The 19275-nt window shown below is 70.2% G+C and carries 16 protein-coding genes and 1 pseudogene; 8 read left to right on the top strand and 9 right to left on the bottom strand.

Annotated elements, in window-relative coordinates:
* Positions 1 to 531 precede the first annotated feature (531 nt).
* On the bottom strand, positions 532 to 1371 hold the full coding sequence (locus FREUN1FDRAFT_RS31645) for an SAM-dependent methyltransferase (RefSeq protein ID WP_006544408.1): 840 nt from the start codon (positions 1369 to 1371) through the stop codon (positions 532 to 534).
* Between the two features lie 251 nt (positions 1372 to 1622).
* On the opposite strand from FREUN1FDRAFT_RS31645, the gene FREUN1FDRAFT_RS31640 reads away from it, so the two are divergent.
* The 3 genes from FREUN1FDRAFT_RS31640 to FREUN1FDRAFT_RS31630 all read left to right on the top strand — a co-directional run bounded on the left by FREUN1FDRAFT_RS31640 (position 1623) and on the right by FREUN1FDRAFT_RS31630 (position 4357).
* Positions 1623 to 2408 carry a siderophore-interacting protein gene (locus FREUN1FDRAFT_RS31640; protein ID WP_006544407.1) on the top strand — a complete coding sequence of 262 codons (786 nt, stop codon included), beginning with the start codon at positions 1623 to 1625 and terminating at the stop codon, positions 2406 to 2408.
* A gap of 430 nt (positions 2409 to 2838) precedes the next feature.
* On the top strand, positions 2839 to 3195 hold the full coding sequence (locus FREUN1FDRAFT_RS31635; protein ID WP_050796123.1) for a hypothetical protein: 357 nt from the start codon (positions 2839 to 2841) through the stop codon (positions 3193 to 3195).
* Positions 3196 to 3421: 226 nt separating this feature from the next.
* Positions 3422 to 4357: a hypothetical protein gene (locus FREUN1FDRAFT_RS31630; RefSeq protein WP_006544405.1), complete on the top strand. Its 936-nt coding sequence runs from the start codon at positions 3422 to 3424 to the stop codon at positions 4355 to 4357.
* 38 nt (positions 4358 to 4395) lie between these two features.
* On the opposite strand, the gene FREUN1FDRAFT_RS31625 is transcribed toward FREUN1FDRAFT_RS31630, so the two are convergent.
* The 4 genes from FREUN1FDRAFT_RS31625 to FREUN1FDRAFT_RS31610 all read right to left on the bottom strand — a co-directional run bounded on the left by FREUN1FDRAFT_RS31625 (position 4396) and on the right by FREUN1FDRAFT_RS31610 (position 8666).
* Complete coding sequence (locus FREUN1FDRAFT_RS31625; RefSeq protein ID WP_006544404.1) at positions 4396 to 4806, bottom strand: DUF3817 domain-containing protein; 411 nt, start codon at positions 4804 to 4806, stop codon at positions 4396 to 4398.
* The gene (locus tag FREUN1FDRAFT_RS31620) at positions 4803 to 5348 is read right to left on the bottom strand and encodes a hypothetical protein (RefSeq protein ID WP_035955213.1); all 546 of its coding nucleotides are present in this window, start codon (positions 5346 to 5348) and stop codon (positions 4803 to 4805) included. Before FREUN1FDRAFT_RS31620 ends, FREUN1FDRAFT_RS31625 begins: the two co-directional genes overlap by 4 nt.
* Positions 5349 to 5915: 567 nt before the next feature.
* On the bottom strand, positions 5916 to 7532 hold the full coding sequence (locus tag FREUN1FDRAFT_RS43170; protein WP_035955210.1) for a hypothetical protein: 1617 nt from the start codon (positions 7530 to 7532) through the stop codon (positions 5916 to 5918).
* A 177-nt stretch (positions 7533 to 7709) separates the two neighbouring features.
* Positions 7710 to 8666 (bottom strand): SigE family RNA polymerase sigma factor, encoded by a 957-nt coding sequence (locus FREUN1FDRAFT_RS31610; RefSeq protein ID WP_006544401.1) that lies wholly within the window; start codon positions 8664 to 8666, stop codon positions 7710 to 7712.
* 458 nt (positions 8667 to 9124) lie between these two features.
* Between FREUN1FDRAFT_RS31610 and FREUN1FDRAFT_RS31605 the strand changes: the two genes are divergently transcribed.
* The 3 genes from FREUN1FDRAFT_RS31605 (at position 9125) to FREUN1FDRAFT_RS31595 (ending at position 11275) form a co-directional block, all read left to right on the top strand.
* Entirely contained in the window at positions 9125 to 9436 is a 312-nt protein-coding gene (locus FREUN1FDRAFT_RS31605) for a hypothetical protein (RefSeq protein WP_006544400.1), read from the top strand.
* 48 nt (positions 9437 to 9484) lie between these two features.
* Positions 9485 to 10477, top strand: coding sequence for an NAD(P)H-quinone oxidoreductase (locus FREUN1FDRAFT_RS31600; protein WP_083828882.1), 993 nt, complete (start codon positions 9485 to 9487; stop codon positions 10475 to 10477).
* Between the two features lie 228 nt (positions 10478 to 10705).
* Entirely contained in the window at positions 10706 to 11275 is a 570-nt protein-coding gene (locus tag FREUN1FDRAFT_RS31595) for a bacterial proteasome activator family protein (RefSeq protein ID WP_035955224.1), read from the top strand.
* Positions 11276 to 11354: 79 nt separating this feature from the next.
* Here FREUN1FDRAFT_RS31595 and FREUN1FDRAFT_RS31590 read toward each other — a convergent pair whose 3' ends face one another.
* The 3 genes from FREUN1FDRAFT_RS31590 to FREUN1FDRAFT_RS31580 all read right to left on the bottom strand — a co-directional run bounded on the left by FREUN1FDRAFT_RS31590 (position 11355) and on the right by FREUN1FDRAFT_RS31580 (position 15778).
* Entirely contained in the window at positions 11355 to 12860 is a 1506-nt protein-coding gene (locus FREUN1FDRAFT_RS31590; protein ID WP_006544397.1) for a metallopeptidase TldD-related protein, read from the bottom strand.
* Positions 12857 to 14428 (bottom strand): TldD/PmbA family protein, encoded by a 1572-nt coding sequence (locus tag FREUN1FDRAFT_RS31585; RefSeq protein WP_006544396.1) that lies wholly within the window; start codon positions 14426 to 14428, stop codon positions 12857 to 12859. The genes FREUN1FDRAFT_RS31590 and FREUN1FDRAFT_RS31585 overlap by 4 nt, the downstream gene beginning before the upstream one ends.
* A gap of 93 nt (positions 14429 to 14521) precedes the next feature.
* Complete coding sequence (locus FREUN1FDRAFT_RS31580; protein WP_006544395.1) at positions 14522 to 15778, bottom strand: hypothetical protein; 1257 nt, start codon at positions 15776 to 15778, stop codon at positions 14522 to 14524.
* Positions 15779 to 17167: 1389 nt separating this feature from the next.
* Here FREUN1FDRAFT_RS31580 and FREUN1FDRAFT_RS42275 point away from each other — a divergent pair.
* Both FREUN1FDRAFT_RS42275 and FREUN1FDRAFT_RS31575 read left to right on the top strand, forming a co-directional pair.
* Positions 17168 to 17377: a hypothetical protein gene (locus FREUN1FDRAFT_RS42275; protein WP_006544394.1), complete on the top strand. Its 210-nt coding sequence runs from the start codon at positions 17168 to 17170 to the stop codon at positions 17375 to 17377.
* Positions 17378 to 17441: 64 nt separating this feature from the next.
* Positions 17442 to 18347, top strand: a complete 906-nt coding sequence (locus tag FREUN1FDRAFT_RS31575) for a Scr1 family TA system antitoxin-like transcriptional regulator (protein ID WP_006544393.1) — start codon at positions 17442 to 17444, stop codon at positions 18345 to 18347.
* Positions 18348 to 18991: 644 nt separating this feature from the next.
* Here FREUN1FDRAFT_RS31575 and FREUN1FDRAFT_RS31570 read toward each other — a convergent pair.
* Positions 18992 to 19275: pseudogene (locus tag FREUN1FDRAFT_RS31570) on the bottom strand (transposase); the annotation flags it as partial.

The raw sequence follows: 19275 nt of genomic DNA, 5'->3' as shown, positions 1-19275 counted from the left end.
CGCTCAGGGTGGGTCGACCGGGTCCTTTGGCAAGGGTGGCGCTCAGGGTGGGTCGACCGGGTCCTTTGGCAAGGGTGGCGCTCAGGGTGGGTCGACCGGGTCCTTTGGCAAGGGTGGCGCTCAGGGTGGGTCGACCGGGTCCTTTGGCAAGGGCGGGTCGACCGGGCCGAACCACGCGGTCGCCGACGGCTTCGCACCGACCGGGAGCGCTGCCGACACGTCGATCAGTCAACTCCTGCACGATCTCCTGGAGTTCTCCGCGATTGTTCACTTGCTTGGCTTCTAGAACAGTTCCGAGGATGGGCCACGGAAAAGACGGAAACCGGGTGCGTCGCAGCGCCAGATGATTTCGCGCACGTGGACGAGTAGATCCCAGCTGGGCGGACTCATCCTGTTCCGAAGCCATGGCGATGGCTGTTGGGTCGGCGGTCGCGGTCCCCGGCCCGCTGGTGCTGGTCGGTGCGGGTGCGGCGCTGTGATCGGTGCGGGTCGGCGGACGTGCGTCGACCCGCACCGGCGGACAGTGGTGGATCAGGAGATGCGGGCGATTCCGCCGTACCAGCTGACCTGCGCGTCGGTCGGTCCGTCCGCCGCCGGCTCGGCCCGCCAGCGATGGACGATCCGCACCCCGGGTTCGACGAGATCGAGACCTTCGAAGAAGCCCTCGATCTCTCCTCGGGTCCGGGTGGTGAGGGGGATCCCGCGCTGCCGGTAGATCTCGACGAGCCGCCCGGCCTCCTCCGGCGCGACGTCGGCCGTGCAGTGGGTGAGGGCCAGATAGCTGCCCTTGGGCATCGCGTCGAGGTAACGACGGAGGAGATCGGTCACCTCGTCGATGTCGGGGAAGAAGTGGATGATCGCGATCAGCGACAACGCCACCGGGCGGCTCATGTCGAGGGTTTGCTGCACCTCGGGCGAGGCCAGGATCTTCTCCGGTTCGCGCAGGTCGGCGTCCAGATAGGCGGTGCGGCCTTCGGGCGTGCTGGTGAGCAGCGCGCGGGCGTGAGCGAGGACGATCGGGTCGTTGTCGGCGTAGACCACCCGCGATTCGGGGGCGATGCCCTGGGCGACCTCGTGCAGGTTGGGTGAGGTCGGAATGCCTGTGCCGATGTCCAGGAACTGGCGGAGACCCACCTCGTCGGCAAGGTACCGGGTGGCGCGGTGGACGAAGGCCCGGTTCTGCTGGGCGGCGATGCGCAGTGCCGGGAACGCTGTCAGTGCGTGTTCGGCGGCCTCCCGGTCGGCAGGGAAGTTATCCTTTCCGCCCAGAAAGAAGTCGTACATCCGCGCAGAATGTGGGATGTCTGTCCGCAGGTCGACCGGCTCGATTCGCTCGACTGGCCAGCCGTACCTGTTCTGGTTGTCGCTCACGTCCTGGCCTCTCAGCGTCGTCCGGACTCGGCATGCACCGTCCCCCGCGTGCGTCTTGCCGGCGGCCGAGCGGTATCTGCCTGCCGGGTCAGGGAGCAGCGAGATGTTACCGAATTATGGTGGTTCGACCTCAGGGAGTGGCAGGAGGGTCGGCAACGGGACGTGGCGTGGTAACCCCGCCTGGTGCACGCTCCAGTGGGCGGCGGCCCAGGCGGCTGGCTCCTTTTCCCTGCGTTGAGGAGGATTCGGTCGTGACCAACAACGGTGAAGAGGTCCCCGGCGTCACTCGGACCCGAGGGGCTGCCTGGCGTCTGCTGGACAGGGTGCTGCTCCACGCCCGGGTGGAGTCCGTCGGAATGCTCGCCCGTCGAACGCGGCGCATCGTGCTCACCGGTCAGGCGCTGGCGGATCTCGCCTGGTCACCCGGGCAGAACGTGACGGTGTTCCTCGCCGATCCGACCAGGCTGGCGGGGTGGCGCAACGGCCCACGCGACCTCAAGCGCAGCTACTCGTTGTGGGACTACGACCCGGCGGGCCGCATGGAGCTGGCCGTGTACGACCACGGCGGCGAGGCCCCTGGGACGTCCTGGGCCCGTCGGGTGGTCCCGGGCGACGAGGTCATCGTCACCCGGCCGGAGGGGCGTCTGGTGGCCCGTCCCGAGGCGGGCGTGCACCTCTTCGTCGGAGAGGACACGGCGGCCGTCTCGTTCGGCGCGATGCTCCGCACGCTGCCCGCGCCGGCCCTGGTCCGTGGTGTGATCGAGTGCGATGAGGAGGATGACCGGCTTCCGCTGCCCCGTGCCACGGAGCTGACCTGGGTACATCGGCGCGGTGCGCCTGCCGCGTCCTCCTCGCTGCTGACCGCGGCGCTCGCCGACCTCGATCTCTCCGGTGGCGAGCCCGGCGCTGCCTACGTGGTCGGTGAGGCTCACACCTGCCAGGCCGTCCGGCGCCATCTCATCGATGAGCGGGGCTGGCCCCGGCAGCGGGTTCTGGTCAGGGCCTTCTGGACCCCGGGCCGCCGTGGGATGGACTGACCAGTGCGTACGCCGCGGCCGTGGCCAACGGGGCCGCGGCCGGCAGAGACTCCTTCCGTGATCTGGGCAGGCGCGGCGTCCGCCCACCCGATCAGGCCGCCAGCCGCGCCTGCCGGTGGCCGGAGCCGGCGGGGCAGGTGGCTGCGGGCCGGGTCACCCCAAGCGGGGGAGCGCCCAGGGCCGTCCGGGGCCGGACCTGCAGCTTCCCGTCGGCGGGCTTGCCCGCGTGAGCCCAGGTAGGCGTGTCGGCGGATCACCTGGAAGGGCCAGCGAAGGGCGCAATGCCGAAGAACTCTGAAGAGTCGACGCCCGGTTGCGTGACGCTTGTGCCGGTGTACGACAGGATGGCCGGGTGCCTCCCCGCCGCTCTGCTGGTCGGCGCGCGATCCCGACCCCGCTCGCGCCGAACACCGCCCCACGTGCCGTTTCGGTGACGCTGCCGACGCGTCCGGGCCCGTCGTCTCAGCAGGCGCTTCCCCTGCCTGTCGACTCCGCTCGTCAGCCTGTGCGCCTGCGTGACCTTCCCACCGTGGTGAGCTGCGGAGGCTGCGACCAGCGCTGGTCCGAGCTGGAGGCCGCGCACTGCCGGGCCTGTCATCAGCTCTGGCCCACAGTGGACGGCTTCGATGACCATCTTGTGGAGTGCCCAGCCTCGCCGGAGATCGCGCCCAGGAAGGCGAAGCGGATTCCCGACCAGCGCCGGAACTCCCCGGAGGCAGCCCAGGAGCCGGCCGAGCGTGCCCAGCCGTCGGCGGGGGCCGCGCGGGACGAGTGGAACGTCGCCTGACCGCAGGTCGCTGTTCGCTCCGGCGTTCGTGCCTGCCTTCGTGCCTGCCTTCGCGCCGGACGTCGCGCCGGACTTCGTATCGGTGTCCGTGTTTGGCGGTCGTTCTCGGTGGATGATGCGGTCATTGGGCGCGACAGCCCGGTGATCGGGTCAGCAAGCTGCTACGTTCCGGCGCGGGAGCGTGCGCGCGCGTTCCGCGATGGTGGGCTCGGAACGGGAGGACGGCATGACCGTGTGCGGGCTGCTGCGGCTGGACGGCGCCGACGTCCGCCGGTCGGAGCTGACCGGAATGCTCGCGGCGTCCTCCATCGGTCTTCCCGCCGCGCGCCGGGTGCATCTGGATGGTTCGTTCGGTGTGGTCACAGCCGCGGATGACGCGGTCGGATCCATGCCACCTGTGCTGGTGGGGCCGGCCGGGCTGGTCATCGTGATCGTCCACCACGGGGCGGGAGCAAGGGTGGTGCGGGTCGGTCGAGCCGGGGGCGCGCGGGTGACCGCGTCGACGAGCCAGGCAGGCGTCGCCACCGGGCCTTTCCGCACTGCCGGTTCGATCGGTGCCGTCGGGCCGCCGGGGCGGCGTGCCGCCTCGGACGGATCCGATGGCTCCTCGGCCGGCACCGGATCGGTGACCGTGCTGCGTCCCGCCGGCCTGCGCCCGGTCGGCCTGCGTCCTGCGGACGCGGGGGAGTCGCTCCCGGTGGTGGATGCCGTGGATGCCGCAGGCGGCGTGGATGTTGTGGACGCCGGGGAGCCGTGGCGGGAGCCGACCGGCGAGGGCGGCTGGGACGAACGCAATCACGGCGTTCGGGCAGCGGACGCGCTGATGGCCTCGTACCGCGCCGCCGGGCAGCGTGCGCTGGGCACGCTGGGCGAGCACCTGTTGGCGATCGTCTGGGAACCGACCCGCCGACGACTGATTGTCAGCCGGGGTGGCCGGCGTGCGGATGATCTGGTGGTCTGGTCCGACGGCCGCTATTTCGCCTTCGGCGCCGAGCCGGGGCAGGTGCTCGCGGTGGGGTCACTGGGCTCCGTCCGCCCGCGCCGGCTCGCGGCCGGTGAGACCCTGCCGGTGACCGTGGCGACCAGGCTCCGCAGGCCTCCCGCGGCCGACTTTCTCCCCCAGGAAGCCGAATCCGCCGTGGTGGACACGCCCGTCACCTGACCGGCGCGCGCCACGTGGCGCACCGCGGCATCCGTGACCTACTCCGAGGCGGCGCCCCGGCCGGCCCGTACGAGGGTGACGACCTTCCGCTCCGCGACAAAGGACAGGAAGGGGATCGTGCCCGCCAGCATGACGAGGATCGTCCTCTTCGCGGGGAACCGCAGGCGGCTCGCCAGATCGAACGTCGCGGCCAGGTAGATCATGTAAAGCAGCCCATGGATGGGCCCGATGGTCTTCACGACGGCCGGCTCGTCCGCCAGATACTTCAGCGGCATGCCGACGACGACCAGAAGAATCAGCACCACGCCGACCACGTAGGCGATGATCCGGTAGCGCAGCAGCGAGGAGCGGACGGCGGCGGGCGTGGCCCGCGGCCCGCCCTGTGCGTCGGGCCTGCTGGGCTCGGCCGTGCTCGACCGGGACGTCGCGGGCTCTGAGGATGCCGTCACCGGCGGCCTCCCTTACGGTCGTTGTCCGGGCCGGTGGCGTCGCGTTCATACAGCGACGCGAGATAACGGTTGTAGGCGGCGAGCTCGAGGTCCTCTTCGGTCTCCGCCTCCGGGTCGACGGCCGAGACCTGGCCGGGACGAACCTGGGGCAGCGGGGTCACCGCGACGGCACCCGCGGTGCCCTGACGCGGCACGGTCGCCGGAACGGCGGCATTAGCGGCACCGGTGGCGCCCGCGGTGCTCCCGTCGACGGATGGCGCGGGAGCCTCCGGTGCTATGCGCCCGCCAAGGCCCCACTGGGGGCCGGAGTCCTCTTCGGTGTCCCGTGGATGGAGGTCCTCGGAGACCATCCGCCACCACCAGTAGGCGACGAAGGCCGCGAAGATCGGCCACTCGACGCCGTAGAAGAGGTTCTGCATGCTGCCGTGATCGGACTCACCCTTGGTCCACTGCCAGATGCCCATCCGCAGGAAGAGCCCGATCAGCGCGAGCGCGAGCGCATGGCGGGCGATCCACGACGGGCGGAGCAGAATCCTGCGCACGCAGCCGACGGTACCTGTCCGTCCGCGCGGGCGGGTAGCTCCGGCGATCCGGACGTGGCGGGCGTAGGCACCGGCGATCTGAGGACGGATCGGAAAGCGACCGCGGTGAGCGGCCCAAGGGATCACGGGGCCGTGGAAGAGGTGGTGGGAGGTCCGTGGACGCGTGGAGGGCAGCCCTCCCACCATCCGCGGGGCTCGGTGACCGCGGGCGGATGACGGAAACCGCCGACGGAGATGTGACGTGTGAGCTCCGCGTGCTGGCACCAGAGCGGTAGTGCTCCGGTGCCAGTGTCGGTTCGGCCCGCCCGCCCGGCTGGGGGGGGGTTAGCGGGGATCGGGCGGGCCGGAACGACCACCACAACCTGGCGCGGTATGCGGTGGTGCGCTCATATGTCCAGTCGTCCGGGGGCCGCCGGAGGTTGCCGCGGATCGCGGATTTTTTTTCCGTTGTTTTTCGGGGTGGTGCGGTGCCGCCGTGATGGCGCCGTCGGGGGGCGTGGACCTGCCGGCGTCAGTAGTCGGTGCCGGCGTCGACGGGTCTGCTCGGTCGACGGGTCGGCTCGGCGGTCAGTAGAGGACGGCCGCCGCGAGGGTGAGCATCCGGCTGCCGTCGCTCGCCGTGACGCTGATGGGCGTCGATCCCGCAGCACGCGGAAGCCACACGGAGAGCACGGCGTCGGCGTCGGCGTTGGCGCCATGCGACGAGCCCAGTGCCACCCGATGGGACTCGGCATCCCGGCCGTCCCCGACGACCACGGTGAACGCGGCGTTCGGCCCCCCGAGATACAGGTCGAGGCGTCGGGGACCCGATCGTGCGTCGATGCTCAGCCGAAACCGGGAGGCGGCGAGGCGGTCGTTGTCGCCCGTGCCGGACGCGAGCGGCCGGCCACCCGTCCACGAGAAGCTGTTCCGGAAGCTGCCGGCCGCGGTGGCCGCGGCCAGACGGCTGGTGTCGATGCTCGCGGCCGGATGGGCGGCGCGGGTCTGCACGCCTGCGTTGAACAGCACCCAGTCGAGGCAGCCATGCGCTGGTAGGGCCGTCCGCTCGCTGGCACCGAACACCCGAGCGGAGGCGGAGCTGCCGGCGGACTCGTGCGTGGACGCATCGCGATCGTGCCCCGTGTCGGACGAGTCCCCGAACCGGTGGTAGGAGGAGTCATCGCCGTCGCGGCCCTGCGTGCCGGCCGAGGAGTCACGGTCTCGTTGCTGGCCACGCTGACGGTCCGAAGCACCGCCTCCCGCTCCGCCTCCCCAGCCGGAGCCGCCTCCCCAGCCGGAGCCGGATGCCGAGCCCGCCATCCCACGCGCCGTTCCGCGCACCGAGCCAGGCTGCGTGGCACCGGTGCTCCCGTTGGATTGTTCCCCCGGGGACGGGCTGGCGGCGCCGGTGGTGGGCGTCGGCACCGGCGGAGTCGGCGTCGGAGCGGCGGACTCGGAGAGCTGTTCCGACGGCCGCGCGACGCCCTTGGTCGGCTGGGTGTCGTGCGTGGGCGTGGTGGGAGTCCGGGCTGCCGGGTGCGATGCCACGGTGACCGTACCGAGGTCGGCCTCGCTGTGAGTCAGCACGCTGCTCAGCAGGAACACGCCGACGATCGCCGCCGCGCCGGCACCGGCGAGGAGCGGCAGGCGGCCTCGGCCTCGGTCGTGGGCCGGGCGCGGCCGTGGCCGGACCCCGTCCGGCCGCTTCGTGAGCAGGTCGCCGCTCCCAGACGTCGACCGAGGGCTCCACGTGGTGGATCGACTGTCGAGCGTGCGGTCCGTGCCGGGCGCGTCGCCGGTCGTGCTGGCGGTGCCGGGCGCGTCGCTGGCCGTGCTGGCCGTGGCGGTCGTGCTGGCCGTGGCGGACGCGCCGCTCGCGACCAGCGCCGATTCCGTGGTGAGCAGGCCTCCTGCCTGGAGGCGGGCACGGATTCGCTCCGTGTTCGGATCGTGGCTCGCGAGTTCGCGGGCGAACAGGGCCCGCAGCGTGCTGGTGAAATCGTCAGTCGACGCTGATTCGGGGCGCGCGGCGCTCTTGGCGGGCCCTGCGTTCTCGGCGGGCCCTGCGTTCTCGGTGGGCCTCGCGTTCTCGGTGGGCCTCGCGTTCTCGGTGGGCCGGGGCGGGCCACCGAGAACGGCTGACGGCTCGTCGGCGTGCGCTGGGCGCGCGTCGGGGATGTCGCTCCCAGGGATGCGCTCGTCCACCTGGGAGCGAGCAGAGCGTCTCGTGAAACGATCACGGAACATGGCATGCCCATTATGCGAGTACCGGGGGTTACCCGTGAACGCGCACTGTCGCACGCGCCCGTTCATACGGCCTCCACGATCAGGAAATCCGGGTGGGAGCGGTGACATCGCGGGTGGTGTGACCCCCGTGTCAGCTCAGCTCTCACTGCCCCGGAGCCGGCCGTGCGCCTCGCCTTCCCGTAGCCGGTTCAACGCTGACCGCGCGGCGGCCGCCGGATCCACCGCGCCACCGACGCGGCGCCGGGAGCGCGGGGCACCGCCACGGCGGGCGGCTGCTGAACGAGTGGTCGGCGGCTCCTGCTGGGGCACGGATCTGCCCGCCTCGTGGGGCGGGCTCAGGTCTGGCCGTGCGCCGAGCAGCCGTTCCAGTTCGGTCACGGCCTTGGAAGTCTGGCTCTTGACGGTGCCGACCGAAACTCCGAGAATCCGTGCGGTTTCCGCTTCGGAAAGATCGAACGCGTAGCGCAACACCACGCAGGCCCGTTTGCGCGCGGGCAGGGCCATCAACGCGGCACGTAGATCAACCGCGGCCGGTAGATCCGCGTGCTCACGAGCCTGCCCGGCGTGATCGCCCATCATGCCGAGCACCGCGAGGCCGCGGCGTTCCCTGATCATCCGGCGTAGTCGGCTCGTCGCGAGGTTCGCGAGGATGCGCCGGACATAGGCGATCGGGCTGTCCGCCGCGCTGACCCGATCCCAGCGGGACCAGGCCGCGGTGAGCGCGTCGGCGGTCAGGTCGTCGGCGACATCACGGTCGCCGGTGAGCAGGTAGGCGAAGCGCGACAGCTCACGGTGGTGGTTCTCGAAGAAGATCTGGAACTCGTTCCGTGCGTTCGGCTGGCCGGCCAGGTGGCCCGAGCCGTCCGCCGGGTGCTCTGGGAGAGGTTCCGGCTCCTCGGTGTCGCCGCCCCACCGGGTGACCACGTCGCTGCCCGTCGCCAGGAGCTCCACTCCCCAGTCCTGCGGGGCCGCTTCGAGTGGCACCGCCTCCAGCAGCGTGGGATCCAGCAGCGTCGGATCCCACCGGGGTCGGCGATCGGTGCGCAGCTGAGGGGAATGGGCGCCGAGCTCCGCGACGCTGTCCACACTCACCAGGCACACTCCCGAGGCTTGTCTGGGCGATCCAGTGTGCCCTTGTCGCGGTGGCGCGGTGCTGGCTGCGCTGCTGTGTGGCTGCGCGGCTGTGTTAACCGGCACGATAACACCGCACTATTGGACGGTACTCCGCGCCGGAAGTATCGCGAAAGGGGTTGAAGGCGACTAAATCGCGTCGCTGGGATGTTGTCGGCCGCGTCGGTCCGTTCAATCGATGTCGACACCGTCCTCGTGCGCCCGCGATGGGCTGAACTTTCGTGTTTCATGTCCTGATGTCGTGATGGATGTGCCTGGCCCGGTACGTGGCCGGAACGGTGCAGGCTCGCTTTGGCGGGTGCGCGTGGAGCGGGCCGCGGGCGGCCGTCAGCGGAGCCGCGGTACGGCGGTACGCGGTACGGGCCGGGGCGGTACGCCCGCGATGTTCCCCGCGACGGGATGCGGGGTAGGCGAGCGGTATGGCCCCGCTGACTGACGAAGTGCCGCCGGACGCAGTGCCCCCTGACCCCGCCGTGGCTGGAGGCCTCGCCTTGGGTGCCGTGGGGCCGCGCGTCGCGCGCCGGCCGATGGCAGTGGCCGCGGCGGTCCCGCGGCGTCCCGACAGCCCGCCCCCGGTCGACCCACCCCCGCTCGACCCGGACGCGCCCATTCCGGACGACCCGGGCCCGCTGCTTCCCGACAGCCCGGATCTTCCGCCGGCGCCCCACGAGCCGTCCCCCTACACACCCCCGGTCCCCGAGCGGCCGGAGCCGGAGCCGGAGCCCGTCTGAGCGCGAGTGCACCGGGCCGGGCGTGCCCCGCGCCGTACAGTGACCTTCGTGCATGCGGTGACAGTGAGCGCGCCCGGTGGCCCTGACGTCATGACCTGGGCGGAGGTGCCCGATCTTCCTCCGCCGGGGCCGGGTGAGGTCACGCTCGACGTCGTGGCCACCGCGGTCAACCGTGCGGACCTGCTGCAGCGGCAGGGTTTCTACCCTCCTCCGCCCGGTGAGAGCGACATCATCGGCCTGGAGTGCTCGGGCCGAGTAGCCGTGGTGGGCCCTGGCGTCGACGGGTTCGCGCCGGGCGACGAGGTGTGTGCCCTGCTTGCCGGCGGGGGGTATGCGACCCGGGTGAACGTCCCGGCGGGCCAGCTTCTGCCGCTGCCCGCCGGCGTTAGCCTCGTCCACGCCGCGGGCCTGCCGGAAGTGGCCTGCACTGTGTACTCGACGGTCTTCGAACGTGCGGAACTGGCGGACGGTGAGGTCTTCCTCGTCCACGGTGGTGCGTCCGGGATCGGGACCTTCGCGATACAGGCGGTGCGGGCGCTGCGCCCAGCCGCGGTGATCGCGGCCACCGCGGGCAGCGCGGAGAAGCTCGCGCGCTGCCGTGAGCTCGGCGCGAACATCACGATCTCCTACCGGGACGAGGATTTCGTCGCCCGGGTGCGGGAGGAGACCGGTGGCCACGGCGCGGACGTGATCCTCGACAACATGGGCGCGTCCTATCTGGAGCGCAACGTCTCGCTGCTCGCGCCGGATGGTCGACTCGTCGTGATCGGGCTGCAGGGGGGCACCAAGGGTACGCTGAACCTATCGGCCCTGCTGCCCAAGCGGGGCAGCGTGCACGCGCTGTCGCTGCGAAACCGCCCGGGAGGGCAGAAGGCGCGGATCGTCGCGGGGGTCCGGCAGCACGTGTGGCCGCTGGTCGCCGAGGGGCGCATCCAGCCGGTGATCGACCGTGTTCTCCCGATCTCGGACGTCCGGGCGGCTCACCGGGTCGTGGAGGAGCTCGGGCACGTGGGCAAGGTCATCCTGAACGTCGGTGGCTGATCGGCCGGTGCTCAACAGTTGTTCATCGGGCTGACCGGGGAAGTCGTCGCCGCGGTTTTGTCAGCGATCGAATTCAGCTGTTGGTCACTTTTCTTGGTGTTTCACCCGGTCCGCGGCGCGCCCACCATCCGGTGCGCTGTGGCCGGAGCGTGAGCCCTTGTCGGCGCGAACAGGAGTCGGCGATTCCGTCGGATGGACTCGCCCGCTCGGGAGGGCAGGATGGAGGGCATGACAGACCAACCGAAACCCCGCGTCGTCGTTGTCGGCCCGGACGGCGCCCTGCAGGAGGTCCGTGGGGCGGTCGGCGTGCCGCTCACACCGTCCGCGGAACCCGGCTCCCACCCGGCGGCCGAGGGGTCGGACGGCGAGGTCAAGAACCCGTTCGCCGACATGGTGTCCCAGCCCGACAAGGTCATGCGAATCGGCACGATGATCAAGCAACTGCTTGACGAGGTGCGGGCGGCGCCGCTGGACGACGCCAGCCGGGTCCGGCTCCGCCGGATCCACCAGAGCTCGATCACCGAGCTGTCGGACGGGCTCGCGCCGGAGCTGAGGGAGGAGCTCGCCCGACTCTCCCTCCCGTTCGACGAGAACGTGACGCCGTCCGACGGAGAGCTCCGCATCGCCCAGGCGCAGCTCGTCGGCTGGCTCGAAGGGCTTTTCCACGGGCTGCAGACAGCGCTGTTCGCCCAGCAGATGGCGGCGCGCGCCCAGCTCGAGGAGATGCGTCGGCGCGCGCTTCCCAGCGGTCAGCAGCAGCAGGGCGGCAACGAGCCCTTCGGTGGTACCTACCTGTAGGCCTTTTCCACCTCACGGTCCACGGTCCGCGGGCGGGTGCACCGCGGGTCCGGGTCGACGACGGAAAAGGGATCAGTGATCAGCTGGCCGGGCTCACCGAGCTCATGTTGAAGTCGGGGATCCGTAGCGTGGGCATCCGCGCGAGGGTGAACCAGTCGGCCCATTCGCGGGGCAGTGTCCGTGCGGTGGCGCCGATCTCGGTGGCGCGGCCCAGCAGGTCGACCGGCGACTCGTTGAACCGGAAGTTGTTGACGGCACCGACGACCTCACCGTCCTCGACCAGGAAGACGCCGTCCCGGGTGAGGCCGGTGAGCAGCAGCACCTCCGGGTCCACCTCGCGGATGTACCACAGGCAGGTCAGGAGCAGACCGCGTCGCGTCGAAGCAATCATGTCGTCGAGGCTGGCGGTGCCTCCTCCGTCGAGGAGCAGGTTGTCGACGAGCGGGGTGACGGGCGTACCGGGCGCCGCGTCGGCGTGGCCAGCTGACCGCGCCGACGCACGGGTCTGCACGAGCGCGTTGAGGCGTCCGTCCAGGATCCAGTCGGTCGGCCCGAGCGGCAGACCGTTGTCGAAGACGCTGGAGGTGGCTGAGGACGAGGTCGCCGTGACGAACGGTGTGGTTGCCAGGCCGGCCGCACCGGGGTCGCTCCACAGCCGCAGACCCGCCGGGCCGATCATCTCCCCGATGCGCGTTCCCCCGCCGGGGCGGCTGAACACCGTGCGCCCTTCGGCGGCGTCCCGGCCGGCGGCCGACCAGTAGAGATCGACCATGAGGTCGGCGACGGCGGACGGTGGCAGCAGCGTCTCGTACCGGCCGGCCGGAAGGTCGACGGAGCGGTCACACCACGCCAGCCGGGCCCGCAGGTGCTCGTCGGTCGCGGCGACGTCCACGTCGGTGAAGTCAGGAGTGGACTGGCCGTGCCACACGGAGCCACCGGGGGCGTTGCTCTTGGCGTTCCACTCCACCGAGCCGGTCGGCTGGCTGTGGCGCAGCCGCAGGCCGGTCGACGTCCCGAGCCAGGTGGTGGTGAGGTCATGTGAGGCGAAGCCGAACAGCCGCCGGTCCTCGGCACGGGCGGCGCCGAATGCCTCGGCGAGATCACGGGCGAAGGCCGCGAACACCGCGCTGCTGGTCCGCTCGGCCGGGTCGGTGAAGACGCCGACAGGTGACGCCGGTGACCCCGGTGGCGCCGGCGATCCCGCGGACGCGGCCGGCGGGCCACCTGCCGGGGTGATCAGCTCGCTGTAGTCCTCGGCGTCCTCCGACTCCCGCGCGGCCGATTCCGAGGCGCGGACCAGCGCCTCCAGGACAGCGAGGTCACCGTCGCCGCCCGGTCCGTCCACCGCGGAGGTGGTGCGCACGCCGAAGGAACGCCCGACGACACTGATGACCGTCACTGACCGGTCCCGGGCGGCACCGTTCGTGGTCAGGGTGTTGTTCGCCCAGCGCAGGTTGACCGTGCTGGACTCACTGGCGATCACGATCGCGCCATCCGCGCGGGAAAGGGCCAGCGCTCGCTCGACGATCTCGTGCGAGGCCCGGATCGCGTGTGCTGCCCCGGCCACCGGGAACCCCCCGCTCATCGCCCGCCCTCACGACGGGTGTTAAGGATGTTGACGTTGCGGAACAGTGCCGTCGGGCAGCCATGGCTCACCGCGGCGACCTGGCCGGGCTGGCCCTTGCCACAGTTGAACGCCCCACCCAGCACGTAGGTCTGCGGGCCCCCGACAGCCTCCAGCGAGCCCCAGAAGTCGGTGGTGGTGGCCTGGTAGGCGACATCCCGCAGCTGGCCCACCAGCTGCCCCTTGCGGATCTCGTAGAAGCGCTGCCCGGTGAACTGGAAGTTGTAGCGCTGCATGTCGATGGACCAGCTCCGGTCGCCGACCACGTAGATGCCGCGGTCCACTCGGCTGATCAGCTCCTCGGTCGACGGGCCACCGGGCGCGGGGAGCAGCGACACGTTCGCCATCCGCTGGATCGGGACATGGCCCGGCGAGTCGGCGAACGCGCAGCCGTTCGAGCGGTCCACGCCGAGCGCGGTCGCGTTCTGGGCCGCCATCCGCCGGTCGAGCTGGTAGCCGACCAGGACACCGTCGCGGACGATGTCCCACCGACCGGTCCGCACGCCCTCGTCGTCGTAGCCGATCGTGGCCAGACCGTGGGGCGCCGTGCGATCGCCGGTCACCGTCATGGCCGGCGAGCCGTACCGCAGCGATCCGAGCTTGTCGAGGGTGGCGAAGGACGTCCCCGCATACGCGGCTTCGTAGCCGAGCGCGCGGTCGAGCTCGGTGGCGTGCCCGACGGACTCGTGGATCGTCAGCCAGAGGTTGGACGGGTCGACAACGAGGTCGTAGCGGCCCGGCTCGACCGACGATGCCTTCGCCTTCTCCGCCAGCAACGACGGGATCAGGTCGAGCTCGGACTCCCAGTCCCAGCAGCCCGCCGCCGGGCCGGCGACCATCCACTCCCAGCCGCGGCCGACCGGCGGGGCGATCGTGCGCATCGTCTCGAAGCCACCGGCCGGATCCACCCGGGTCGCCTCGAGCTGGCAGATCACCCGGACCCGCTGCTGGCTGGTGTCCGTGCCAGCGGTGTCGGCGTAGAACTTGTTCTCCATGACGGCCTCGAAGTGCCCGTCCACATGATCGACGTCCTGGGCGGCGAACAGTGTTCGGCACAGGCCGCCGACCCGCTCGATCTGATCCCGTGGGTCGATGGCGAACGGGTCCGAACCGTAGGCGGACACCCAGGTGGCGCCGGCGTGGACCGGCTCGTCGGCCAGCTCCACCGGTTCCGAGTTGAGCGGCCTGGCCACCTTCGCCATCGCTACCGCCTCTCGGGCGACGCGGACGGCCTCGTCCACCGTCAGGTCGACGCCGGCGGCGAAGCCCCAGGTCCCGTCGTGCACCACCCGCACCGCGAAGCCCGCGGTGACGCCGTCGGAGCGGCTCTCCAGGCCCGCGTCACGAAAGGAGAGCGACGACTCCTTGAGCCGTTCGACCCGGATGTCCGCATGGCTGACGCCGAGGTCGCGGGCGGTCTGGAGGGCTGCGTCCGTGAGAGCCGCGGTGGGCAGCGCACGGAACTCCTCGTCGATCTGATGCGGTGGCAGAGCCGGAGTGGCCGGATCCCCGGGAACGGAAGGCGCCATGCCCCCATCCTGGCCTGCCTCGCTGCCGGCCGTGCCGCCGCGGTCCGCCGGCCGTCACCGAACGGTGTCGTCCGCGCGGTGACCGACTGACGGCTACGACCGCGGCGGATGCTGGCGGGGAGGGTGTTCGCCGGGTTGTCGACGACGGGGCGCGGGCCTCGGCTCGCCGCCCCCGTCGGTGTTGTCCGGCGTGGGCGGAGGCACCGGACGCGACGGAACACGGATCCGGTGCCTCCTTGGCGCCGGGCGTGTCGCGCCAGCATGACCACCCGGAATCTCAGGTCCGGCGACCGGTCCGGACGCGGGTCTCCCGAGTGCACCGAGGCCGGCCCTCGTGCCCACGAGATCCCAGCGGCGCTCGGTCTCCCGCACCGCCGCCACCAGGCTTTCCACCCGCCCCGCCGGTTCTCGGCCGCCGAAGAGGTCCAACGTCATGATCAGTGCGCAGACGAAGTAGCGTGCGTCTGGAGCGTGCGCGTCGAGCTGGGGCGAACGACCGGGCTGCGGCGTGACCGCCTTGAAGTACAGGCCGGTAACCCGTTCAAGGCGCGCGGTGAGATTCTCGACGAACGGGTCTTCGCGGGCCTGCCAGCAGTCGCGCGGCGGTGCGGCGAAGGGCGGCTCCTCCCAGGCGGCGTCTGCGGCCTGGTGCTCCGCCGAACCGAAATCGCAATCGGTCGCCTCGTGAGCTCCGGCGGTGTCATCCCGGGGAATGTCATATCGGGAAAAATCGCCGCCCTCGCCGGACGGTGCCGCGCCTGCAGGCAGCCACGAAGGCGCGTCGTCGGGAGGCCAGCGATCGGCGAGAAGGTCCCCGAGGAAGTCGCGATCCCCAGCCGCTCCGTCATCGGCATGGCGGCGGGGTGACGGAAGCGGAGTATGGGTCCATCGCGCGGCGGTCGGGTCGGGTCCCGACCGCTCGGCACGACCGGGTCCGCGTGAACCCACGGGTGTTCTGCGAAGCTGCCATCGCGGCCCGTTCCTGCGCTGGTCACGCTGATCGAACCGCCGGAACCAGATCGCCCAGACGGCAGTGCCAAGAAGGACGAGAGCCGCTCCGAGAATCGTCAGGGCGAGCGAGATTCCGTGGAGGCCCTCCACTGGTGCCTTGCGGGGGTTCCGCGCCGGAACCGGATCGGGCGCGGGAGCGCCGCCGCCTGACGTGCTCGCGCGTTCAAGGATCAGGAGTGCGCCGATACTTACCGCCCCGACCAGCAGCAGGGTGAGAGCCGCCAGCAGGAGACCGGCGCGCGGCCTTCCCAACGAAGCCAGGAAGAGGGCCGTGGCGAGACCGAGGACGGCCGCCAGCCCGATGGTCAGGTAGACGCCGTTGTAGACGAGCGTGTTCATCGCTGTTCTCCCTCGAATGGATACGAGGGGGACCAGGGCGGGTGGGCCGGTGTCGTGGGACGGACCGATCTGACCTGCGGCGCCCGGTGTGCGCCGCTGAAATGTGGGACGTTCGTGCCTGGCCGAGGCCTTTCACTGTACGGCGCGGCGTGCGAGACAACGCGGGCGTGGGTCGCCGGCCGCGTATGCGAAACCCGCGATTCCACGGATGGCCGCGCCCCCGTGCGAGACATCCGATGCACCTCCTAAGGTGCGGGAGGGCCTGTTCAGTGCCCGGTGAGTTCAGCCAGGATGTCTGCAAAGCGTGACCCCTGCCGAGCTGAATCACAAGGCCTCTTCGCCGAATAATCCTTGATCTTTTCGTGATGGAGACGAAAGTCGATATCTGATTACCTGCTGTCGTTGGGTGATTGCTAAGCGTAGTCACACATTTTGGCGTTCCGCCGGAACCACCAATAAACGGTCAATCCTTTAGATTTTACCGATCCTGAAGCGGAGGGCGGTTAGGTGGCCTGCTCAACTAAACGTACTGGGAGCGAAAGGAGATCCCGTTCGGTGACTCTGCTCGATTTTCGCACGATATCGATCGATGGCCACCAGCATGTACGAAGAGGCCACATCCAGCCCTGTGTCCGGCCCCACTCGCGGCTCCCTGTCAGGGGAACCGCACCGTGGTCCTACTCGGCGATTCCGTGAGCGGTCGTGGATCAGGCCGATTGTGTGGACTCCCCGGCGTAGGCGGTAGACCTGTCTCCGCGCCGTTGTCTGTGGGCTCGCCGACGTCGTTGCGTGGTCCGCACAAGCCGCGGACCCGGCCCGTGGAACGCGCACGGACCGGCGAACCGTGCCGGCCGGCGTGGCCGGGCAGCCCTGGGCCAAGCGGGCTGTCGTCGCCGGTCGGCGTGTTGAGGAGGCGGACCGTAGCGCATCGGGTACCGGCCCGCGAGGCACCCGGCTCTCGAGGTGTCCACATCGCTGAACCGGGTTGGATCCGCGGCCGTGCGACTCACGAGCCGCTCAGGGGACGCGCCCGCGACGGCCGTGCGGTCCGCGCGGAGAAGGAAGATCTCGAACTGGTTGGGGTTCTCCGCCGGAGCCGCGCCTCCGCCGACGACGGGGTCGTCTTCTGTTTCCCGCGACAACCCCCGCCGCTGCGGAGCAGTCGCGGTTTCGTGACAAAGAACTGTCGATTCCTCACGCGGTGTGATCGCCGCCGGTAGTGGGTTGTCTGCCAAGCCGGAGAGCCGTTCGCCGGATCTTATATTCCAGTCGGCTCCAGGCCGGGTACCTGGAGTATTCGGGGCAGACACCGGCATATCTTCGCGCGTCGTACTAGTATTCGCGATGGGCGACCGTGTCGTCGATCCGACAGTCAGGAGTCACTGAGCGATGGAGCTCATCCCGTTGGCCGGCATCACCTGTGGCAGCTTTGCCTGCCCGACCGTCTACACCACGGACGGAGACGATCTGATTGTCCAAGGGTATGTTTCACCGGTTCAGCGCGGAGCCGACGAAGTGCCGGAAGGCGAGACTCGGGTGCGTATTCCGCGCCAGCTCCTCATCGATGCCGCCAAATGGCTACCTGCCGTAGACAGGTAGCCGCTGCCGATTGGCAACCAGACCGGCCCGTGCCCCGATGCAGGACTGTACCGAGGTAGCAAAGATGGTAGACAGGCCCGGCACTTCACCCGATCACGATGACGACCACGGCGACGAACCCGATGCGGCCGCCATCGGGCGGATTCTGGGATCGCTGCGGCGGGAACGCGGGCTTACCGGAGAGGCGCTTGGCGCCCAGGTTGACATGAGCCAGGCGAAGATCTCCAAGCTCGAGCGGGGCCAACTACGGCCGACGCCGGCGGATGTCGAGCGCATCGCCAGGGCGCTGGAGGCACCAGAGAGCGCATTCCGGGATCTTGTGGGTGATGCGGAGAGGCTGGAGGCGGCCGCCACCCGCCGCAGTGGCCGGCGCCGACCCGGCCTCGTGGTGCAGCAGGACTACTTCATCGAGGAAAAACGGGCGCGGGAGCTGCGCAGCTACGAGCCCGTAGCCGTGCCCGGGCTGCTGCAGATCAGCGAGTATGCGCGGCGTGTCGTGAACGGATACTTCTCGCTTATGGCCACCGAGGACGGGTCGGAGACCGAATGGTCTGCCGACACTGCGGCTGCCGTCTCGTTACGCATCCAGCGTCAGGAACGGCTGTACGAGTCCGACCGCACCTTTGACTTTGTCATGATGGAGTCCGTGCTCAGTAACCGGTTCGCATCGCCTGCCTACATGCTGGCGCAGATCGACCGCATCGAGAAGGTCTCCGAACTCCCGAACGTCACGGTACGGGTGGTTCCTCGTACCGTCGAACTACGTTATCCGCCCGCGCAGGGATTCACACTGATCGATGACCGGTTGGTTCTGCTGGAGTCTATCGATGCGACGATCGTGCGTGATCGTCGGACGGTGGACTTCTACCGGCGCGTGCACGACTACTTCGTCCGCAAATCCGAGACGGACTTGGCAGGCATGATTGAGAATTACAAGATCTACTACGCGGAACTTGCGCGACCCAGGTGACCGAGCCTTTTCCGCCACCAGCGCCAAGATGTGATCACAATCGCGTTGGAAACACCGCCGAACGGTGACACCCAGGCCGCCGTCGCGATCGACACTCCGACAGCCGTCGCGACCACAGCGCCCGTTTCGGCGCCATCTTCGGTCGACACGCCAAGCCAGCCAACACACCCCGGTTCGGCACCGCTCATAAAGCAGGCCGGTCCTCCGCACCCATTGACTCGGTGACTCGGCGCATCGATCGAAGGGTCGCAGGGTGATGAGGCCCGAGGGCTTTTCGTCGCATCGCGAAAGTCTCGTCACGCAGGCTGCGGGCGGTGTCGACCTTGCCCAGACCCTCCAATGAGGAGGCCAAGCGCGGGAGGTGCGGGGAAGTGGCCTTCGACCAAGGATCTATTCTAGAGGACTGGGCCTAATGCCACTTAGCCTATTTTGATCAAGCTGCTGCCTGGGGTTCTACAGGGTTGGCGAGCCTGATCGTGGGCGGGGCGGAGTGACGCCTACCGCGCTGGCGGGATTTCTTCACCGGGTAGCGGTGCGGGCCGGCGCGTCGCACCGCGCGAGGGTAGGTGCGTTCGCGGTGCCGGGTGAGTTTCGCGGGCCGGGTGATGTCCGTGGTGATCAGGGTGAGGGCGTGTTCCTGCTGGTCAGGGGGAAAAGGCCGGCGGGTCAGCGACCTGCCGGCGCAGAACTCTCACGGTCCGGGTGAACCGGACCCGGTCGGGGTCGATCCCGGCGGCGGTCGCGGCCGCGCAGATCAGCGCGGCGATCGCGTGGTGGGTGAGCAGGTAGCCCCAGATCTCCTGGTAGACCCCCTCGGGTGACTGCGACCGCAGGACCTTCCCCGGGCCGCGCAGGTAGGTCTTGACCTGCCGGTTCGCGGTCTCGTGTTCCCACCGCTGGTGGTAGGCGCCGGCCAGCGCGGCCGCGG

The organism is Parafrankia sp. EUN1f (assembly GCF_000177675.1).
In the GTDB taxonomy this organism is placed as follows: Bacteria; Actinomycetota; Actinomycetes; order Frankiales; family Frankiaceae; genus Parafrankia.
The sequence above is the reverse complement of the archived record's forward strand: the minus strand, read 5'-3'. Positions and strand labels throughout refer to the sequence as shown.